Below are 19,655 nucleotides of genomic sequence, written 5' to 3'. Positions count from 1 at the left end.
GAGGGCAAGGAGATCGCCGCCCGTCTCGCGGTCCGTACCGGCTCGGGTCTCATCACCGACGCCACCGACCTCGAAGCCGGTGATGAGGGCCCGGTCGCGACGCAGGCCGCGTTCGCCGCGTCGTTCACCACCAAGTCCCGCATCACCCGCGGCACCCCCGTCATCACGGTGAAGCCGAACTCCGCCCCCGTCGAGCCCGCCCCCGCCGCCGGCACCCTGGAAACCCTCCCCGTCACCTTCAGTGCCACCGCCACCGGCACGAAGATCACCTCGCGCACCCCGCGGGAGTCGACCGGGCGCCCCGAGCTCACCGAGGCCGCGATCGTCGTCTCGGGTGGACGCGGAGTCAACGGCGCGGAGAACTTCCACATCATCGAGGCCCTCGCAGACTCCCTCGGCGCGGCCGTCGGCGCCTCCCGCGCCGCCGTCGACGCCGGCTGGTACCCCCACACCAACCAGGTCGGCCAGACCGGCAAGTCCGTCTCCCCCCAGCTCTACATCGCCTCCGGCATCTCCGGCGCCATCCAGCACCGCGCCGGCATGCAGACCTCCAAGACCATCGTCGCGATCAACAAGGACGCCGAAGCACCCATCTTCGACCTCGTCGACTACGGCATCGTCGGAGACCTCTTCACCGTCGTCCCCCAACTCACCCAGGAAATCCAGACCCGCAAGGGCTGACAAGCAGCAGACTCGCGTTCGCAGGGCCCGGGCAGACCGCCCGGGCCTTTGCGTTTCCCGCCTCTCCGGAGAAGAACCGGAACGGTATGCGGAACCTGCACACCGCATGCGCAGACCGGTCACGCCCGCGCACACGGCAGCGGACGGACCGCCCGGACAGCGGGGCGGGCACAGGTCTTTGGGGCGGAAGTGTCCGAGTAACGGCAAAAGGAGTTCCGACCAAAGGGAATTCATCCGGTGAAGCTCATGTGGAAGCCACTCGCAGAAGATGAACACGCCTGCACGTAAAGCCATTTAAATGAAGGCCAGAACCCCTGATCAGGCACTGTTCGATTCGCTGCGCCGGGCTTCGCCGTGCTTTGATCCTGGCCAATGCCGGGAGCGCGCAAAGGCGTTCACGGATTCTGAATAGCCACACGAAGGGCAGCGCAGTCATGAACTTCACCCCCCAGGTCGAGACCCTCGAGATTTCCGACGCCGACCTCGACAACGTCTCCGGCGGCCTCGTCGGTGGCGTCCTCGGCAACGTCACCGCCACCGCCGACTCGATCGCCCCGGTCTCCGGCATCGTCGGTTCGGCCACGGGCCTCGTCGCCTCGACCACCGGTGTCAACACCGGCGCCGTCAGCGGCATGGCCACCGGTCTCGTCGCCGGTCTCTGAGATTGTGCGTGCGCCCCGGAACCCTTCGGTTCCGGGGCTCATCGCCGAAAGCGACAGGTGAGGGAAGAGTTCCGTGCGCTTCCGCCAGCAGGCCCTTTCCAAGCTCCAGTCGCCGGAGGAGCTCGACCTCCCCGTGCGTTTCGCCCGCCCGCAGGGCCGGCTCGTCCTCGGCGTCACCGTGGCCGTCATGGCCGCGGCCTGCTTCTGGGCCATGACGGGCACCGTCTCCTCCACCCGGGGCGCGCCAGGCATCCTCACGCACGCGCAGGGCAGCTACGTGCTCCAGAGCCCCGTCGCGGGCCAGATCACCGACGTACTCGCCGAAGAGGGCGCGACACTTCCGGCCGGTTCACCCCTGCTCAAAGTCCGTACGGAGCAAGGGGACCGAGTCGTGCGGACGATCGCCGCAGGCCGGCTGACCGCACTCTCGGCCACGATCGGCGCCGTGGTCGCCACCGGAGCGGACGTGGCGAGCGTGGAGCGGATGGACAGCGCCGACGATCCGCTGATGGCTGTGCTGTACGTGCCGGGCGACAGCGGACAGGCCGTTCCGATCGGAGCCTCGGTGGACCTCACCGTTCAGTCCGTGCCGGCTCAGCAGTTCGGTGTGCTGCGCGGAAAGGTGAAGGCGGTCGGCAGGACCTCCCTGACCCGGCAGCAGATCGCCCGCTCCCTCGGTGACGCCCAGCTGGGCGAGCAGTTCTCGCTCCACGGCAGGCCGGTCGCGGTCCTCGTGGAGCTCGACCGTTCGCCAGGCACGAAATCCGGCTACCGGTGGTCCTCGCAGCAGGGCCCGTCGTACGCGATCGACTCCATGACCCCCGCCACGGGCGTCGTCCACCTGGCCGACCAGCGCCCGATCGATTGGCTGCTCCCGTGACCGCCCCGCAGACCGCCCCGCAGGCCACCCCCTCGACGCAGCAGCTCCCGCCGCCAGGACGGGGCCGGCACCGTCCGGGCAAGGCGCCCGTCGACAGGGGCCGTTCACGTGCCCGGCAGGCGCCGAAGGCGCCGAAGCCGAAGACCGTCCGCACTCCGACCGTGCTCCAGATGGAGGCACTGGAGTGCGGCGCCGCCTCCTTGGCCATGGTGCTGGCGCACTACGGCAGGCATGTGCCGCTGGAGGAGCTGCGGATCGCCTGCGGTGTCTCGCGCGACGGCTCGCGGGCCAGCAACGTACTGAAAGCGGCCCGTAGTTACGGGCTGCGGGCCAAGGGCATGCAGATGGAACCCGCCGCGCTCGCGGAGGTCAGGGCCCCGGCCATCCTGTTCTGGGAGTTCAACCACTACGTCGTGTACGACGGCATGGGGCGCCGGTTCGGACGGCGTGGGGTGCACATCAACGACCCGGACAAGGGCCGCAGGTTCGTGCCCGCGGAGGACTTCGACACCAGCTTCACCGGCATCGTCCTCGTCCTCGAACCCGACGACGGCTTCCGGCGCGGCGGCCGGAAGCCCGGCGTCATGCGGGCCATGCCCGCACGGCTGCGCGGCACCTCCGGCACAATGCTGGCCGCACTGCTCGCCAGCCTTCTGCTCGTTGCCGTCGGCGCCACGCTGCCGGCGCTCAGCCGTACGTACATCGACATGTTCCTGATCGGTGATCAGCGGTCGTTGCTGGGTGTGCTGTTCGCGGCGATGGGCACCATGGTGGCGCTCACCGTCGTACTGACCTGGCTGCAGCAGGCGAACCTGCTGCGCGGGCGCATCATCTCGTCCACACTCGGCAGCGCCCGGTTCTTCCGGCATCTGCTCAGGCTGCCGGTCACCTTCTTCTCCCAGCGCAGCCCCGCGGATCTCGTCCAGCGTCTCCAGTCCAACGACACGGTGGCCGAGACACTCGCCCGGGATCTCACAGCGGCGGGCGTGGACGGGGTCGTCGTCCTGCTCTACGCCGCCCTGCTCTGGACGTACGATCCGCAGCTGACCGTCATCGGTGTGGGCATCGCCCTCCTCAACGTCGTCGCGATGCGCGTCGTCATCCATCTGCGGGCGACCGGCACCCAGAAGTTGCGGGCCGACAGCGCCCGCCTGACCAACACCTCTTACACCGGGCTGCAGTTGATCGAGACGATGAAGGCCACCGGCGGCGAGGACGGGTACTTCCGCCGCTGGGCGGGACAGCATGCGACCACGCTGGACGAACAGCAGCGTCTCGGTGTGCCGAGTGCGTGGCTGGGCATCGTCGCCCCCGCCCTGGCCACGCTCAACAGCGCGCTGATTCTCTGGATCGGCGGGCTGCGCGCGGTCGAGGGCGCTGTCTCGATCGGGCTGCTGGTCGCCTTCCAGGCGCTGGTGACCCGGTTCACCGCCCCGGTCACCCGGCTCAACGGGGTGGCGGGCCGCATCCAGGACTTCGCGGCGGACGTGGCCCGGCTGAAGGATGTGGAGAACTTCCCCGTGGACCCGCTGTACGCGCGGGGCGAGACCTCGTCGAGCACGCGCAGGCTGAAGGGGCATGTGACGCTGGAGGAGATCACCTTCGGCTACAGCCCGCTCGACAAGCCGCTGCTGACCGGCTTCTCGCTGTCGGTCGGGCCGGGGCAGCAGGTGGCGCTCGTCGGCGGGTCCGGCAGTGGCAAGTCCACTGTCTCCCGGCTGATTTCGGGTCTCTACAGCCCGTGGGAAGGCACGATCCGCATCGACGGCCAGCGTCTTGAGGACATTCCCCGGGGCGCGCTGGCCGCTTCGGTCTCCTTCGTCGACCAGGACGTGTTCCTCTTCGAGGGAACGGTCCGGGACAACGTGGCCCTGTGGGACCCGTCGGTCCCGGACGACGCGGTGGTCTCGGCCCTCCAGGACGCGGCGCTGTACGAGGTCGTCGCCCGCAGGCCCGGTGGCATTCACAGCCGCGTGGAGCAGGACGGGCGCAATTTCTCCGGCGGCCAGCGCCAGCGTCTGGAGATCGCCAGGGCGCTCGTGCGCCGACCGAGTGTCCTCGTGCTCGACGAGGTCACCAGTGCCCTGGACGCGGAGACCGAGCGAGTCGTCATCGACGGTCTGCGGCGGCGCGGCTGCGCCTGCGTGGTGATCGCGCACCGGCTGAGCACTGTCCGCGACAGCGACGAGATCGTGGTCCTGGACCACGGCTCCGTGGTCGAGCGGGGGCGGCACGAGGATCTGGTCGCCGCCGCGGGACCGTACGCCCAGCTGGTCAAGGAGCACTGAGGTGGTATCCGTACACCCGGTCGCGGACCCCGCCATGGGGCACGACGCGGTCATCGGTGCGCTGGGGGGCCTCGGCCAGCAGGTCGAATGCACCGGTCTGCGCAGCCTTTCGCTCGAAGGGCCGCAGGTGCTGTGGCTCGTGCTGGACGGCGCGCTCGACCTGTTCGCGGTCGACACCGTGGAGCAGGGGCACTGGCATTTCCTGGGCCGGCTGGAACCGGGCACGCTGCTGCTGGGTCCGGTCGAGGGGCCGCAGCACACCCTGATCGGCAGGCCCCTGGAGGGCTGTGTGCTGCGCCGGATCGCGTTGCGGGAGCTGTACCGGCCCGAGTTTCCGTATCCCGGCACCCAAGAGGGCCAGTACCTCAGCCGGTACGACTCCGGGGACGGCACGCTGAGTCTGCTGGAGCACGCCTTCTCCCTGGGGGTGGGACGCGGTCAGCGCGTCCTGTTCGAAGCTCCGCTGGACGGCAGGACCGCTCTCGACGAGACGGCGGCCGACGACGACATCCTGTGGCTCCCGGTCTCGCCCGGCAGCGTGCAGTACGGCGCCGCGTTCAGCGCGGAGGCGGCCGGTGATCTGCTCGTCGACGGCGAGCTGTGGCAGGGCATGGTCAACCGGCAGTACCGGTTGCTGTCCGCGCTCGACCGCTGGATCGAGCGTCTCGAGCGTGCGCACGAGGACCGGGCGGCGGCCGGCATCAAGGCGGGCGAAGCCGTACGGGACGAGGCCGACCGGGCTCTGCTGACCTCCATCGGCCGTACCAGGAGGGGCGCGTCCCCGGCCGCGGCGGCCGGTGACGATGCCACGTACGCGGCGTGCGTGCTGGTCGCCGGGGCGGCCGGCATCACGCTCTCGCAGCCCCCGCCGGGCGATGTCCTGGACGACCGGACCGACCCGGTCGAGCGGGTCGCGGTCCACTCGCGTGTCCGGACCCGTGCGGTCCGGCTGACCGGTCGCTGGTGGCGGGAGAACGCCGGACCGCTGGTGGGCCACCGGTCCGCGACGGGTACCCCGGTCGCCCTCCTGTGGCGCCGGGGCGGTTACGAGGCGGTCAATCCGGTGACCGGCCGCAGATCCCGTGTGGACAAAAGCAGCGCCGCCGACTTCGAGCAGCGCGCCGTCATGTTCTACCGCCCCCTGCCCGAGCGGCCCATGGGCAAGTGGCAGCTGATGCGCTTCGGTCTGCGGGGTACGGGGGCCGATCTGCGCGGCCTTGCCCTGGCCGGTCTTGCGACGGTCGGGCTCGGCGCGCTGGTCCCGGTCGCGACCGGCCAGATCCTCGGTGTCTATGTGCCCAACGCCGACACCGGTCTCATCGCGCAGGTCTCGCTCGCCGTGATCATCACCGCGGTGGTCTCGGCCGCCTTCATGCTGTTGCAGAACCTCACGGTCCTGCGGATGGAGGGACGCATCGAGTCCACCCTCCAACCGGCCGTGTGGGACCGGCTGTTGCGGCTGCCGACCTCGTTCTTCGCGGAGCGCTCCACCGGCGAGCTGGCGAGCGCGGCGATGGGTGTCAGTGCGATCCGGCGGGTGCTGTCGGGCGTAGGCCCGGTCGCCATGCAGGCGGGCACGGTCGGCGTGATGAATCTCGTCCTGCTGTTCTGGTTCAGCGTGCCGCTGGCGCTGGCGGCGATCGGGATGCTGATCGTGATCGTCGCGGTGTTCCTCACCATGGGGATGTGGGAACTGCGGTGGCAGCGCAGTCTGGTGGAGCTCGGCAACAAGCTCAACAACCAGGCGTTCCAGACGCTGCGCGGGCTGCCCAAGCTGCGCGTGGCGGGGGCGGAGAGCTTCGCGTACGCCGCGTGGGCGCGGGAGTTCGCCCGGAGCCGTGAGCTCCAGCAGCGGGCCGGCCGGATCAAGAATCTGACGACGGTCCTCAACGCGACGTATCTGCCGCTGTGTTCCCTGGCCATGTTCGTCCTGCTGGCGGGACCGGCCAGCGGGTCGCTGTCGGCCAGCGCCTTTCTGACGTTCAACACCTCCGTGACGATGCTGCTGACCTCGGTCACCCAGCTCACGGGGGCCTTCGTATCGGCCGCGGCGGCTCTGCCGATGTTCGAGCAGATCAAGCCGGTGCTCGACGAGGCACCCGAGGTGCGCGGTGCCAGCACACAGCCGGGGCCGCTGTCCGGGGAGATCGAGGTCAAAGGGGTCTCCTTCCGGTACACGGACGACGGTCCCGCGGTGCTGGACGAGGTGTCGCTGAAGGTGGGGGCCGGCGAGTTCGTGGCGGTCGTGGGCCCCAGCGGCTGCGGGAAGTCGACGCTGCTCAGGCTGCTCATCGGCTTCGACCGGCCGGTCACGGGGAGCGTCCTGTACGACGGTCAGGACCTGACGGCTCTCGACCAGGCGGCCGTACGCCGCCAGTGCGGGGTGGTGCTGCAGAACGCCCAGCCCTTCACCGGATCGATCCTGGAGTGCATCAGCGGCTCCGAGGTCTTCACCGAGGAGGAGGTCTGGGAGGCTGCCGCACTGGCGGGACTGGCCGAGGACATCAAGCTGATGCCGATGGGGCTGCACACCATGATCGCCGGTGGCGGCGCCATCTCCGGCGGCCAGCGCCAGCGGCTGATGATCGCCCAGGCGCTCGTACGCCGTCCCCGCATCCTGTTCTTCGACGAGGCCACCAGCGCACTGGACAACGAGACGCAGCGCGTCGTGATCGAGAGCACCCGGGCGCTGCGCGCGACCCGGGTCGTGATCGCGCACCGGCTCTCGACGGTGCTGGACGCCGACCGGGTGGTCGTCATGTCGGAGGGCCGCGTCGTCCAGCAGGGTCCGCCCGCCGAGCTGCTCGCGGACTCGGGCGGACGGCTGCACGAGTTGGTGCGGCGCCAGATGCAGTAGAGGGCTCGGTCCGTCCGGGCCGAATGTCCCGGCCGAATGGGGTCAGCAGGCTTCCGTACGGGTCATGGATCCCCCGCGCGCTCCTACTCTCGGTGGCAGGGCGCGTGCGGAGAGTTCCGGTCGGGTGACGGAAGGCTGCCGGGCGGCCGTTGGAAGCACTCCCGAGGAGAGCCGTCATGACCGAAGCAACCGATGCCGTCGAAGCCGACCGAGCGCTCAAGACCAGGCACCGGAAGATGTGGGCGCTGGGTGACTACGCCGCCGTGGCCACCCAGCTGATCCCGGACCTCGGACCTGATCTGGTCCGGGCCTGCGGTGTACGGAGCGGCGAACGCGTCCTGGACGTCGCGGCCGGTTCGGGCAACGCCGCCATCCCCGCGGCCCTGGCCGGCGCGGACGTCGTGGCGTGCGACCTGACGCCCGAACTGCTGGAGGCCGGGCAGGAGTTCGCGGCCGGGCGCGGCGCCGAGCTGGAGTGGCGGGTGGGCGACGCGGAGGCGCTGCCCTTCGCCGACGACGCGTTCGACACCGTGATGTCGTGCGTGGGCGTCATGTTCGCCCCGCATCACCAGGCGGGCGCGGACGAGCTGATCCGCGTCTGCCGTCCGGGCGGCACGATCGGCCTGCTCAACTGGACGCCGGAGGGGTTCATCGGCCAGATGTTCGCTGCAATGAAGCCGTACGCCCCCAAGCCTCCGCCCGGGGCGCAGCCCCCGCCGCTGTGGGGCCGGGAGGACCACGTCCGCGCTCTGCTCGGCGACCGGGTGACGGACGTCGATGCACAGCGGCGGACGGTGCGGGTCGAGCTGTTCGGTAAGCCCGGCGACTTCAGGGAGTTCTTCAAGGCCAATTACGGGCCGACCATCGCCACGTACCGGAACATCGCGGAGGACCCGGAGCAGGTCGCCGCGCTGGACAGCGCTCTCGACGACCTCGCGTCGCGTCATGCCGATGAGACCGGATCGTCCGGCATGGAGTGGGAATACCTGCTGGTCACCGCGCACAAGCGCGGCTGACGGCCCAGCGGGTGGTGGGCAACGGCAGCGGCGCCGCCACCCGCCGTCCGCGCCACATTACCGACCGGTATGTCGTGACTTATTGCGCGACTGACAGTAGAACTCGTTCCCATTCCATCGAGAGTGAGGAACGTGAAATGAGCGATTCCAGCCCCGGCGGCAGAGCCGCCAAGGGTGTCTCACGCCGCCGTCTGATCGCAGGAACGGGTTCAGTTCTCGGGGCCGCGGCCCTCGCCGGTCCGTTATCCGCGGCCCGCGCGTGGGCCGCCCCTGCCGCAGCCTCGGTGATCGGCACCGGGCAGCATGTACCGGCGCTCGTGATCGGCACCGGTTACGGCGGCTCCGTCGCCGCCCTGCGTCTCGCGCGGGCGGGTGTCCACGTCCACATGGTCGAGATGGGCATGTCCTGGGACACCCCCGGTCCTGACGGCAAGATCTTCGCCAACACGACCACGCCCGACTACCGGTCGTTCTGGCTCCGCACCCGGACCAAGCAGCCCCTCAGTAACTTCCTGGGCTTCCCGATCGACAAGAACGTCCCCAGCTACACCGGCATCCTGGACGCCGAGGACTTCAGCGGCATCACGGTCTACCAGGGCCGCGGCGTCGGCGGTGGCTCGCTGGTCAACGGCGGGATGGCCGTCACCCCCAGACGTGAGAACTTCGGCGCCGTCCTCCCCACGGTGAACGCCGAGGAGATGTACAGCACCTACTACCCGCGGGCCAACGCCGGCCTCGGGGTCAGCAGCGTCGACCCGGCCTGGTTCGACTCCGCCGACTGCTACCGCTACGCCCGCGTCGGCCGCAAGCACGCCCAGCGCTCGGGCTTCCCGTTCGTCTTCGTGCCCGATGTGTACGACTGGGACTACATGAAGCAGGAGGCGGCGGGAACGGTCCCCAAGTCGGCGCTGGCCGGCGAGATCCTGTACGGCAACAACTACGGCAAGAAGTCGCTCCAGCAGACCTACCTCGCCCAGCTCAGGGCGACCGGCATGGTGACCATCTCACCGCTGCACAAGGTCACTTCCGTCGCCCCGTCCCCCGGCGGCGGCTACACGGTCGTCATCGACCAGCTCACCACCACCGGCGGCACGGCGGCCACCAAGACGGTGACCGCGGACAAGGTGTTCTTCGCGGCCGGCAGCGTCGGCACGAGCAAGCTGCTGACCAAGCTCAAGGCCACGGGGGCGCTGCCCGCGCTGAACGACGAGATCGGCAGGGGCTGGGGCGACAACGGCAACGTCATGTGCGGGCGCGCCAACCACATGTGGGACCCGACGGGCGCCGTCCAGTCGAGCATCCCGTGTTCCGGCATCGACAACTGGGCTGCGGGCGGCGCGTTCGCCGAGATCGCGCCGCTGCCGACGGGGATCGAGACGTACGCGTCGTTCTATCTGTCGATCACCAAGAACCCCAACCGGGCCCGGTTCACCTGGAACGCCGCGGCGGGCCGTGTGGACCTGGACTGGCAGACCGCCTGGAAGCAGCCGTCCATCGACATGGCCAAGTCGATCTTCGACAGAATCAACTCGAAGGAGGGAACGATCTACCGGACCGACCTCTTCGGCCTCTACAAGATCTGGGGCGACCACCTGACGTACCACCCGCTCGGCGGCGCGGTGCTGGACAAGGCCACCGACAACTACGGTCGCCTGCGCGGCTACTCCGGCCTGTACGTCATCGACGGCGCGCTGATCCCGGGCAATACGAGCGTCAATCCGTTCGTCACGATCACCGCGCTCGCCGAAAGGAACATCGAGAGGATCATCGCCACCGACCTGTGACGACCCGTACGAAGGCCCCGTGTGCCGACGATCCGCGGGGTTCGGCCGGCCCACCCGTACCGCATCAGTGCCCGGGCAGCACGCAGACCGTGTCGAGGCCCAGCACATGGTTGAGCCGGCCGAACGCCAGCCAGGATCCGATGCTCATGCTGAGCTCCACGATCTCCGACTGGCTGTAGAGCGCGGTCATCCGGCTCCAGAACGCGTCGTCGAAGCCGTGGTGGTCCAGCGCGTACCGCTCGGCGTATTCGGCGGCCAGCCGCGTCCGGTCGTCGAAGGCCTCGGTCGTACGCCACTGGGTCACCGACTCGGCGAACTCCGCCTCGACCTTCTGTCCGTCGCGTTCGGTCCGCCAGTCCAGACAGAACGCGCACCCGTTGATCTGTGCGACGCGCAGCCGCGCGGCCTCGAACTCGCGGAGGCCGAGCGTCGTGTGCTCGTACACGGACATCGAGAGGTTCGAGGCGGCGATCCCGATGCCGGGGACCATCTCGCCCCATACGTATGCGATGGCGTCCTTGCCCTCGGGGATGTCGATGTTCATCGGTGTCTCCTTCCGAGCCTGCCCACGGCGGGGCGCAGCGGGATGTCGAGCGCGTCGTAGAGTCCGGGTTTCTCGGCCACGAGCCAGTCGATGGCGCCGACCAGCCTGCCGACCGCGGTGGCGTTCCCGCCCGCGGAACGGTTCTCGCCCTCGTCGTCGGCCGTGACCGTGACCTCGATGCGCGGGCGGCCTTCGATGATCACGCGGTGTGCCCCGTCGCCGTCGGGCGGCGTCGGCCAGTCCGGCGCGCAGGACGGATGGATACGGGTGATGTGCTCGATGACGATGCGGGGTTCGCCCCCGACGATGCCCTGGACCTCGAACCGCACCGCGCCCTGCATACCGGCCTCGAAGTCGCCCATCGTCCTGGTGCTCACCGTGGCTTCGAGCGGACGCCGGTGCATGGTCTCGCGGATCTCGTCGAGTTCGACACCGAGGGCCCTGGCCATCAGGCGTATCTGTCCGCCCCACACCATGGTCGGAATGTACGGCGCGAGCATCAGTGGCTCGTAGTCCATCGGCCGGCCCATACCGATCAGGTCGCGGACCGACTCCTCCTGCTCGTACGTGGAGTAGTCGAAGATCTCCTGGCAGCGGACGGCGTCCACCACGGAGCCGAGGCCGCTGATCAGCAGCGGCAGGACATCGTTGCCCCAGCCGGGGTCGACGCCGGAGACGAACAGCGAGCCCCCGCCTTCGGCGATGGCCGCGAGCACGGGTTCCCGCAGCTCCGGCGGGGCGTTCAGCTGGTCGTAGAGCCCGTAGACCGCGGGGGTGACGACGACGGCTCCCGCGCCGATCGCCCGGCAGATGTCGGCGAGTGCCTCGTCGGGGCGGATGTCGCCGGAGGCCGCGTACACGACGGCGTCGGGCCGGGCGGCCAGTACCGCGCCGATCTCGTCGGTCGCGGCGACGCCGAGGTCGCGGCCGAGGCCGCCGAGATCGCCCGCGTCGCGGCCGGTCTTGGCGGGGTCGTGGACGAGCACGTGGGACAGTTCCAGTGCCGGATGGGCGTCGACGGCGCGGATGGCAGCGCGGCCGACATTGCCGGTACCCCAGACAACCGTGGAAATCATGCGGCGGAGGGTAGCGCGGTGCATGACAGGTTCCTAGACCCGTCACCATGCCTTCCGGACGGGCCGGGCAATCGTCCGCTCTGCCGGTTCCTACCGGCCGCGGGGCTTGCCTCGCTTGGCGCCCTTGGCGCCCTTGGCACTCGCGGAACCGCTCCGGGGGTTCTTGGCGGCCGACGGCTTGCCTCCGGCGGGCTTCCGCTTGGCGGCCGCGGCCTCGGCGCGCTTGCCCTTCGGCTGCGGCGGGGTCGGCGTCCGGCCGCGTGTGCTGTTCACGGTCCGCCCGCGGACGATCCCGATGAACTCCTCCACCAGTTCGGTGGTCTCCTCCTCCGGCCACGACAGGGCGACGCGTGACTCGGGGGCCTCCAGGACGGGCCGGTAGGTGAGGTCCTTGCGGTGGTGCAGACGGGCGAGCGACTGCGGGACGACGAGCACGCCCACTCCGGCCGCCACCAGCTCGATCGCGTCCTCCGTCGTGGCGGGGCGCTCGATCGCGGGCTTCCCCGGCAGACCGGCTTCCCAGTCGAGGGTGTCGTCGAGGGGATGCAGCACGATCTCATCGGCCAGATCCGCGGCGGACACCTCTTCCACCGCTGCGACGAGGTGGTCCTTCGGGACCACGACGACGGTCGTCTCGGTGTAGAGCGGGATCGCGCTGAGGGCCGTCCTGTCGATGGGCAGCCGTACGAAACCGGCGTCGGCGTCACCGCCCCGCAGCGCGTCGGGGGCTTCGGCGGGGGATACCGCGACCAGGGTCAGCGGGACGTCGGGCAGTCGCTCGTTCCAGATACGCACCCACTTGGTGGGCGTCACTCCCGGAACGTACGCGAGCCGGAACGAAGGGCGTGCTTCCGGGCTTGTCACACGGCCAGGCTACCGGTCGTGGTCGGAGGTAGCGCACATGCTCGATACTCTTGACACCATGACGTCGCACCAGAGCACCCAGACGATGAAGCCCGCAACCGCGGCAAAGAAGCTGGGTGTGTATCTCGAAGCCACCCCCGCCGAGTTCCAGGAGGGTGTCGTCTCACGCACCGAGCTGAGTGAGCTCCAGGCAAATCCGCCCGAGTGGCTGCTGGAACTGCGTCGCAACGGCCCGCACCCCCGCCCGGTGGTCGCGGCCAAGCTGGGCATCTCCATCTCGGGCCTCGCCCGTGGCGGTGTCACCGAGGCGCTCACCACGGAGCAGATCGACGCGCTCAAGAACGACAGCCCCGAGTGGCTGCAGAAGGAGCGCGCGACCCAGGCCGAGGTCCGCAAGGAAACCGTCCGCATCAAGGAGAAGAACGCGGAGCGCGAGGCCCAGGCCGGCGAACCGCGCGCCTGACCCACTCGTCACGTACGAGACCCCTCGGGCCTCTCGTTCGGATCATGCCGCACCGGCACCCGGTCCGAACGAGAGGCCCGAGGCGCGTCCGGACCCGGTCCGGCCGGTAGCTCAGGGGCAGGCGGGGAGCGGCGAGCGCAGCGCCGTACGCCCGCCGCGCCAGCTCGCCAGCAGGTGTTCGGCGAGCCGGCCCTCCAGCAGTCCGGTGGCCTCGATACCGAGGACGACGTCCGGCGCGAGCCGGGGCTCGTCCTCCAGCAGTCCGCCGATCACGTCCCGGCGGACCACCTGCTCGTGGACCGCGTCGGCCTCCACGTGCTCGTCGTAGAAGCGCTGCGCGGCAGCGCCCGCTCCGGTACGGCGCAGGGCCTGCGCCAGCCGCCGGGAGCCGGGTGGCGAGGTGATCTCCACGGTGGCGAAATGCCCGACCAGCGCGCCGCGCAGCCTGCGGTGCAGTCCGAACAGGGACATCAGGTTCACGGTCGCGAGGGCCTGGGCGGGTACGACGTCGAGGTAGCCGCCGTACGCCGTGTTCAGCCCGAGGTCCGCCATCAGATCGGCGAACAGCCGGGCGTGGATGTTCTCGGCCCGGCCCGCTCCGAACTCGTCGTACTCGACGGCGGCCATGGCCGCTTTGGCCCGGCCCCTGAGCCTCGGCACCACCCACAGATGCGGGTCTCCTTCAAGTGGTAGAGCGAGCGCAGCGCCGCGTACTCACGGAGCTGTTCGGGCGTTCCCTCCCGCTGGAGGTGGTGGCTGACGCTGCGCGCGTCGCCGGCCGCGGGTTCCAGGAGCAGTGAGTCCACCGCCGCCGCCACGTCCGCTCCGCCCGATGTTCCCTCGCGCAGCGCACGGAGAAAGGCGCCCTCCGCGGCGGCGCGCACCGCGAGCAGTGCGGGGTCCCATTCAAGGCTCTCGTCCGCCTCCGCGAAGCCGCGGTAGTGCAGCTCGTAGAGGACGTACAGCAGGAGTTGCAGATCCTCGCCGTACGGGTCGGCGCGACCGGTCTCCTCGTCCGGGGGCAGCACGCTCGGCCGTCCGGCCAGGGTCGCGAGGACGCGCTCCGAGAGCGCTCCGCGCGCCTCCGGGAGTGCGGGTTCTCCGGCGTCGCGGAGCGCGAGAGGGGTCGGTGTCACGGTGGGGTGTCCTCAGCTCCTTCGGCAGGTTTCCGGCTGCGGTGGCTGGTGTCGCACCAGGGGTGGATACGGCTGCGGCGGCAGGTGCAGATCGCCACGACGAAGCGTTCGGACACCACTACCCGTCCGTCGTCCGTCGTCACTTCGACCGGGCCTTCGACGAGGACCGGGCCGTCTCGTTCCACCACCACGCGACGCGGCGGTTCAGAGCTTGCGGGCACGGATCACCACCAGTTCCTCCTGCTCGGTGTGGGTCGGCAGCAGTCCGCGGTGGCGCAGCCAGGCCAGTCGCCCGCGGGTCACGGGCCCGAACGGAATGGCCATACGGTCACTGACGGAAGCCTCCATCCCGGCGTCCGAGAGCCGGCGAACGGTCTCTTCGGGGCCACTGAGCACCGAGTGGACGATCAGCATCAGTCCGCCGGGACGCAATGAGGCCGGGGCGGCGTCACAGATCCGGTTCACCACGATCCGGCCGTCGAGCCCGGCGTCCCAGGCGCGGCCGGCACCCCGTCGCGGTACGGACAGGCTCGGGGCGGGGACATACGGGGGGTTACTGACGACCGCGTCGAACGTGTGGCCCCGCAGTTCCGAGAGCAGGTCGCCCCGGTGCACGGACACGGGCAGCCGGGCGAGGGCGGCGTTCAGCCGGGCCGATGCGACGGCACGGCGGCTGATGTCCACGGCGGTGACCCGGGCGCCCAGCCGGGCGGCATGGATCGCCAGCAGGCCGCTGCCGGTACAGAGGTCCAGGACCTCCATGCCGGGACCGATGCCCTCGCGTCGCATGGCGGCCGCCAGCATCAGGCTGTCGGCCTGTGGGCTGTACACGCCCGGCAGACGCAGCATCCTGCCCGGCCACGGGACGTCGTGGTCGGTTGCCGCTACGGAGTCCGGGATGCTCACGGCGCCTCCAGCCCTGGACCACTTCCCCTCCAGGCTCCGGCATCCGGCCCACCGCTGCCACTTGAGTCGGCACTGCACACCCCTAGACACCCGATCTATTCCCCGTGAAAATGGCGAAACCGCTGCGGTCAGCGCTGCGGCTCCCGCCAATCTTCGCAAAAGAACCGATCAATATGTCGAGAGGTCTCAGCGTGCCCAAAGATTCCCAGCCGCAGCGACGGAGCATCCTCAAGTTCGGCGGTGCCCTCGCCCTCGCACCGCTGCTCACTCAGCTGGCCGGCGGAACCCCTGCGGGCCAGGCGTTCGCCGCGACGGCCGCGCCGACGGCCGTCCAGTGGCCGAAGCTGTCACGCAAGGCGCTGAAGTACCCCGTCCCTGCCATGGACTGGCAGTCGCAGGCCCTGCCCATCGGCAACGGCCGACTCGGCGGCATGCTCTTCGCCGACCCCGACCAGGAGCGCGTCCAGTTCAACGAGCAGAGCCTGTGGGGTGGCGTCAACAACTACGACAACGCTCTCGCCGGCAAGCCGGACGGCGAGTTCGACACCGGGATGACCGGCTTCGGCTCGTACCGGAACTTCGGTGATCTCGTCGTCACCTTCGCCGCTCGCCCGAAGGTCACGGCCCCCGGGGGACCGTACGACACCTCCCCCTCGGAAGGTGTCGACAAGACCAGCGACGGCGACCCGCGCACCAAGTGGTGCGTCGTGGGGCCCGGCCCGAAGGTGCAGTGGCAGGTCGAGCTGCCCGACGCCGTCGCGGTCGGGTCCTACCGTCTGACCAGCGCCAACGACGTCCCCGAGCGCGACCCGCAGCAGTGGACGCTCTCCGGTTCCGCCGACGGCGCCACCTGGACCGCGCTGGACAGCCGCTCCCTGGCGACGCCGTTCGAGAGCCGCCTCCAGACGAAGGAATTCACCTGCGCCGGCACCACGGCCTACCGGTACTTCCGGTTCGACTTCGCCCCCAAGGCGGGAGTCAGCCACTTCCAGGTGGGCGAGATCGGTCTGTCCGGCGTGGACCTCGGCGGGCGCGGTTCGATGTACCTGTCGTCGCCGAGCGGGCACGCCGAGGGGTCCGGGACCGGGTCCGGGACCACGGACATATCAAGCTCGGTGGACCGTGATCCGGCCACCGTGTGGCGGGTCGACGGCGCCGCACCGGCGGTCGTCTGGCAGATCGACCTCCCCCGCAAGTCCGCCGTCACCGCGTACACCCTGACAACCGCCCCGGACCGTCCGCACGACGACCCGAAGGGCTGGGTGCTTGAGGCATCGCAGGACGGTGCCGCCTGGGTGACCCTCGACACGCGAAACCCCGGGGCACCCTTCGCCGGCCGCGGCGAGGCCCGGACCTTCCAGCTCACCAACACCACGGCCTACCGCACCTACCGGCTCACCCTGACCCCCGGGGCGAACTCCGCCGGCTTCCAGATCGCGGAGATCGCCCTGGAGGGCAAGGACTTCGACACACGCACGCAGCGCGCGGTCGTCGACTACCAGCGCACCCTCGACTTCGTCGAGGGTGTCCACGTCACCCGCTTCGGCGCACCGGGGCGGCGCGTCCTGCGGGAGGCCTTCGCGAGCCGGTCCGCCGACGTCATGGTCCTGCGGTACACATCGGACAGCACGCAGGGCCTCTCCGGAGCGATCTCCCTGACGTCCGGACAGGAGGACTCCCCCACGACCGTCGACGCCGGCGCGGGGCGGATCGCCTTCCGCGGTGTCATGGGCAACGGCCTCAAGCACGCGTGCACCGTCGAGGCCGTGCACACCGACGGCGAGTTCAGCGCCGACGGGCAGCTGCTCCGCTTCAGCGGCTGCACGACCCTGACCCTTCTCCTCGACGCCCGTACCGACTACAAGCTCGACGCAGCCGCCGGGTGGCGGGGCGCCGCTCCGGAGCCGCTCGTCGCCAAGGCAATCGCCACGGCCGCCGCCCGGACCTACGACGCCCTGCGCGACGAGCACACCAGCGAGATGCGCGCCGTCATGAACCGTGTCGCCGTCGCCTGGGGCACGTCCGACGACGCCGTCGTCGCCCTGCCGACCGACGCACGGCTGGCGCGCTACGCAGGGGGCGGGCAGGACCCGACCCTCGAACAGACCATGTTCGACTTCGGGCGGTACCTGCTGATCAGCTCCTCCCGCCCGAACGGGCTGCCCGCCAATCTCCAGGGTCTCTGGAACGACAACAACCAGCCGGCGTGGGCCTCCGACTACCACACCAACATCAACGTCCAGATGAACTACTGGGGGGCCGAGACGACGAACCTCCCGGAGTGCCACGAGGCGCTCGTCGAGTTCATCAGGCAGGTGGCGGTGCCCAGCCGCGTGGCGACCCGCAACGCCTTCGGCAAGGACACACGCGGCTGGACCGCCCGCACCAGCCAGAGCATCTTCGGTGGGAACGCCTGGGAATGGAACACCGTCGCGAGCGCCTGGTACGCACAACACCTGTACGAGCACTGGGCGTTCACCCAGGACATGACCTACCTCCGGACCGTCGCCTACCCGATGATCAAGGAGATCTGCGAGTTCTGGGAGGACGAGCTCAAGGAGCGCGAGGACGGACTCCTCGTCGCGCCCAACGGCTGGTCCCCCGAGCACGGGCCGCGCGAGGACGGCGTCATGTACGACCAGCAGATCATCTGGGACCTGTTCCAGAACTACCTCGACTGCGAGGCGGCGCTCGACACGGATCCCGCCTACCGGGCGAAGGTCGCCGACATGCAGGCACGCCTGGCGCCGAACAAGATCGGCAAGTGGGGTCAACTGCAGGAGTGGCAGGAGGACATCGACAGCCCCACCGACATCCACCGCCACACCTCGCACCTCTTCGCGGTGTACCCGGGCCGCCAGATCACACCGAAGAACCCCGACTTCGCGGCAGCCGCCCTCGTCTCGCTGAAGGCACGGTGCGGCGAGAAGGAAGGCGTCCCGTTCACGGCCGGAACGGTGTCGGGCGACAGCCGCCGCTCGTGGACCTGGCCCTGGCGGGCAGCCCTCTTCGCCCGCCTCGGTGACGGGCACCGCGCCCGGATCATGCTGCGCGGGCTGCTGACCTACAACACGCTGCCCAACCTCTTCTGCAACCACCCGCCCTTCCAGATGGACGGCAACTTCGGTATCTCGGGCGCTGTCGCGGAGATGCTCCTGCAGAGCCACAACGGGGTCATCCACCTGCTGCCCGCCCTGCCGGACGAGTGGAAGGCCAAGGGTTCCTTCACCGGGCTCCGCGCCCGTGGCGGTTACGAGGTCAGCTGTGAGTGGCAGGACGGCAAGGTCACGTCCTACAGGATCGTGGCCGACCGGGCACGGAACCAGAGCAATGTCACCGTCCGCGTGAACGGCGCCGACAAGAAGGTGAAGACGGTCAGACCCTGACCAGCACTCGGGCCTGGTGCGGCCGGAAATCGGCCCTGTGGCCGTGGCCGCACCAGGGCTGCCCCGAGATCGGCGAAGATAGAGGTGTCCCCGTCCTCAGCACGCATGGAGCGTCCGCCGATGCGAACATCCGATTCCGGTCCCGCCTCCAGGCCACCGACGATCGCCGACGTCGCACGTGTCGCCGGGGTGTCCCGTACGACGGTCTCGCATGCGCTCAACGGGCTCGGAAAGGTCGATCCGCGGACCAGGGAGCGCATCAAGCAGACTGCCGCCGAGCTCGGTTACCGGCCGAATCTCCGTGCCCAGAGGCTGCGCCGGGGGCAGGCGAAGGCCATCGCGCTCGCCTCTTCGATGCCGTTCGCGGTGGCCGGTGGGCCGTCGCGGCTCGGCTTCTACATGGAGATCGCAGCAGCAGCCGCGGAAAGCGCCCTGCTGCACGACTACGCGCTCGTCCTCGTGCCGCCCGCGCAGTCCGGATCCGCGCTGTACTCCGTCGACATCGACGGGGCCATCGTCGTCGAGCCGGATGTGAACGACGCGGCTGCGGCCCAGTTGAGGGAGCGCGGCCTGCCCTACGTGTCGCTCGGCAGGCCGGTGTCGCCGGAGGACACGTCGCCGTACGTCGATCTGCGCGGCGGACTCGTCGCCGAGTTGCTGCTGGCGCATCTGCACGAGCAGGGTGCCAGACGGCCCGCGCTGATCATCGGCTCCGGTTCACGGCATTCATCGGTCGACGCGCTCGCGGCATACGAGCGGGTCGCCGAGCAGTTGGGCTGGGTGCCCGTCGTGGCGAGCGCACCGGAGACGGGCGGCGAGCAGGCAGGGTACGAATGCTGCGCCGCCCTGCTGGCCGAATACCCAGAGATCGACGCGGTCTGCGCGCTGGTGGACGCGTTCGCGGTCGGCGCGGTGCGGGCGATCCGGGACAGCGGGCGGTCCGTACCGGACGACGTCATGGTCGTCACCCGGTACGACGGACTGCGTGCCCGCACCTGCGAACCGCCGCTGACCGCCGTCGACCTTCATCTGGACCGTGCGGCGTCCGACGCGGTGGACCTGCTGCTGGGCCGGCTGCGCGGCGAGGGCGCCGCCGCCACGGTGGCGACGGC

General features: G+C 70.1%; 15 protein-coding genes and 1 pseudogene. 10 read left to right on the top strand and 6 right to left on the bottom strand.

Annotated elements, in window-relative coordinates:
- The 7 genes from ACWGO0_RS35650 to ACWGO0_RS35620 form a co-directional block, all read left to right on the top strand.
- The coding region (locus ACWGO0_RS35650; RefSeq protein ID WP_453544353.1) for an electron transfer flavoprotein subunit alpha/FixB family protein at positions 1-681 on the top strand (681 nt) is incomplete at its 5' end.
- A 434-nt stretch (positions 682-1,115) separates the two neighbouring features.
- The gene (locus tag ACWGO0_RS35645) at positions 1,116-1,343 is read left to right on the top strand and encodes a type A2 lantipeptide (RefSeq protein WP_453544351.1); all 228 of its coding nucleotides are present in this window, start codon (positions 1,116-1,118) and stop codon (positions 1,341-1,343) included.
- Positions 1,344-1,416: 73 nt separating this feature from the next.
- On the top strand, positions 1,417-2,223 hold the full coding sequence (locus ACWGO0_RS35640; RefSeq protein WP_453544349.1) for an HlyD family efflux transporter periplasmic adaptor subunit: 807 nt from the start codon (positions 1,417-1,419) through the stop codon (positions 2,221-2,223).
- A complete protein-coding gene (locus ACWGO0_RS35635; protein WP_453544347.1) occupies positions 2,220-4,511 on the top strand; it encodes an NHLP family bacteriocin export ABC transporter peptidase/permease/ATPase subunit in 2,292 nt (763 codons plus the stop codon). Before ACWGO0_RS35640 ends, ACWGO0_RS35635 begins: the two co-directional genes overlap by 4 nt.
- 34 nt (positions 4,512-4,545) lie before the next feature.
- Positions 4,546-7,368, top strand: coding sequence for an NHLP bacteriocin export ABC transporter permease/ATPase subunit (locus ACWGO0_RS35630; RefSeq protein ID WP_453544357.1), 2,823 nt, complete (start codon positions 4,546-4,548; stop codon positions 7,366-7,368).
- A gap of 176 nt (positions 7,369-7,544) precedes the next feature.
- A complete protein-coding gene (locus tag ACWGO0_RS35625) occupies positions 7,545-8,384 on the top strand; it encodes a class I SAM-dependent methyltransferase (RefSeq protein WP_453544345.1) in 840 nt (279 codons plus the stop codon).
- A 137-nt stretch (positions 8,385-8,521) separates the two neighbouring features.
- The gene (locus tag ACWGO0_RS35620) at positions 8,522-10,168 is read left to right on the top strand and encodes a GMC oxidoreductase (protein WP_453544343.1); all 1,647 of its coding nucleotides are present in this window, start codon (positions 8,522-8,524) and stop codon (positions 10,166-10,168) included.
- Positions 10,169-10,232: 64 nt separating this feature from the next.
- On the opposite strand, the gene ACWGO0_RS35615 is transcribed toward ACWGO0_RS35620, so the two are convergent.
- The 3 genes from ACWGO0_RS35615 to ACWGO0_RS35605 all read right to left on the bottom strand — a co-directional run bounded on the left by ACWGO0_RS35615 (position 10,233) and on the right by ACWGO0_RS35605 (position 12,652).
- Entirely contained in the window at positions 10,233-10,712 is a 480-nt protein-coding gene (locus ACWGO0_RS35615; RefSeq protein WP_453544341.1) for a carboxymuconolactone decarboxylase family protein, read from the bottom strand.
- The gene (locus tag ACWGO0_RS35610; protein WP_453544339.1) at positions 10,709-11,788 is read right to left on the bottom strand and encodes an NAD(P)H-dependent amine dehydrogenase family protein; all 1,080 of its coding nucleotides are present in this window, start codon (positions 11,786-11,788) and stop codon (positions 10,709-10,711) included. The genes ACWGO0_RS35615 and ACWGO0_RS35610 overlap by 4 nt, the downstream gene beginning before the upstream one ends.
- Before the next feature lie 90 nt (positions 11,789-11,878).
- Complete coding sequence (locus ACWGO0_RS35605) at positions 11,879-12,652, bottom strand: LysR substrate-binding domain-containing protein (RefSeq protein WP_453544337.1); 774 nt, start codon at positions 12,650-12,652, stop codon at positions 11,879-11,881.
- Between the two features lie 58 nt (positions 12,653-12,710).
- On the opposite strand from ACWGO0_RS35605, the gene ACWGO0_RS35600 reads away from it, so the two are divergent.
- Positions 12,711-13,115 (top strand): DUF5997 family protein, encoded by a 405-nt coding sequence (locus ACWGO0_RS35600; RefSeq protein ID WP_453544335.1) that lies wholly within the window; start codon positions 12,711-12,713, stop codon positions 13,113-13,115.
- A gap of 111 nt (positions 13,116-13,226) precedes the next feature.
- Here the strand turns inward: ACWGO0_RS35600 and ACWGO0_RS35595 are convergent.
- From ACWGO0_RS35595 to ACWGO0_RS35585, 3 genes and pseudogenes are all read right to left on the bottom strand, one after another.
- A pseudogene (locus tag ACWGO0_RS35595) lies at positions 13,227-14,251 on the bottom strand (iron-containing redox enzyme family protein).
- On the bottom strand, positions 14,248-14,442 hold the full coding sequence (locus tag ACWGO0_RS35590) for a CDGSH iron-sulfur domain-containing protein (RefSeq protein WP_453544333.1): 195 nt from the start codon (positions 14,440-14,442) through the stop codon (positions 14,248-14,250). The pseudogene ACWGO0_RS35595 and the gene ACWGO0_RS35590 overlap by 4 nt, the downstream one beginning before the upstream one ends.
- Positions 14,443-14,455: 13 nt before the next feature.
- Positions 14,456-15,100, bottom strand: a complete 645-nt coding sequence (locus tag ACWGO0_RS35585; RefSeq protein ID WP_453544355.1) for a HemK2/MTQ2 family protein methyltransferase — start codon at positions 15,098-15,100, stop codon at positions 14,456-14,458.
- 248 nt (positions 15,101-15,348) lie between these two features.
- Here ACWGO0_RS35585 and ACWGO0_RS35580 point away from each other — a divergent pair, with 248 nt between their 5' ends.
- Both ACWGO0_RS35580 and ACWGO0_RS35575 read left to right on the top strand, forming a co-directional pair.
- A complete protein-coding gene (locus ACWGO0_RS35580) occupies positions 15,349-18,543 on the top strand; it encodes a glycosyl hydrolase family 95 catalytic domain-containing protein (protein ID WP_453544331.1) in 3,195 nt (1,064 codons plus the stop codon).
- Positions 18,544-18,663: 120 nt separating this feature from the next.
- Positions 18,664-19,655, top strand: a 992-nt coding sequence (locus ACWGO0_RS35575) for a LacI family DNA-binding transcriptional regulator (protein ID WP_453544329.1), incomplete at its 3' end; no start/stop codon positions are given.

The organism is Streptomyces sp. NPDC055749 (assembly GCF_053617235.1).
The sequence above is the reverse complement of the archived record's forward strand: the minus strand, read 5'-3'. Positions and strand labels throughout refer to the sequence as shown.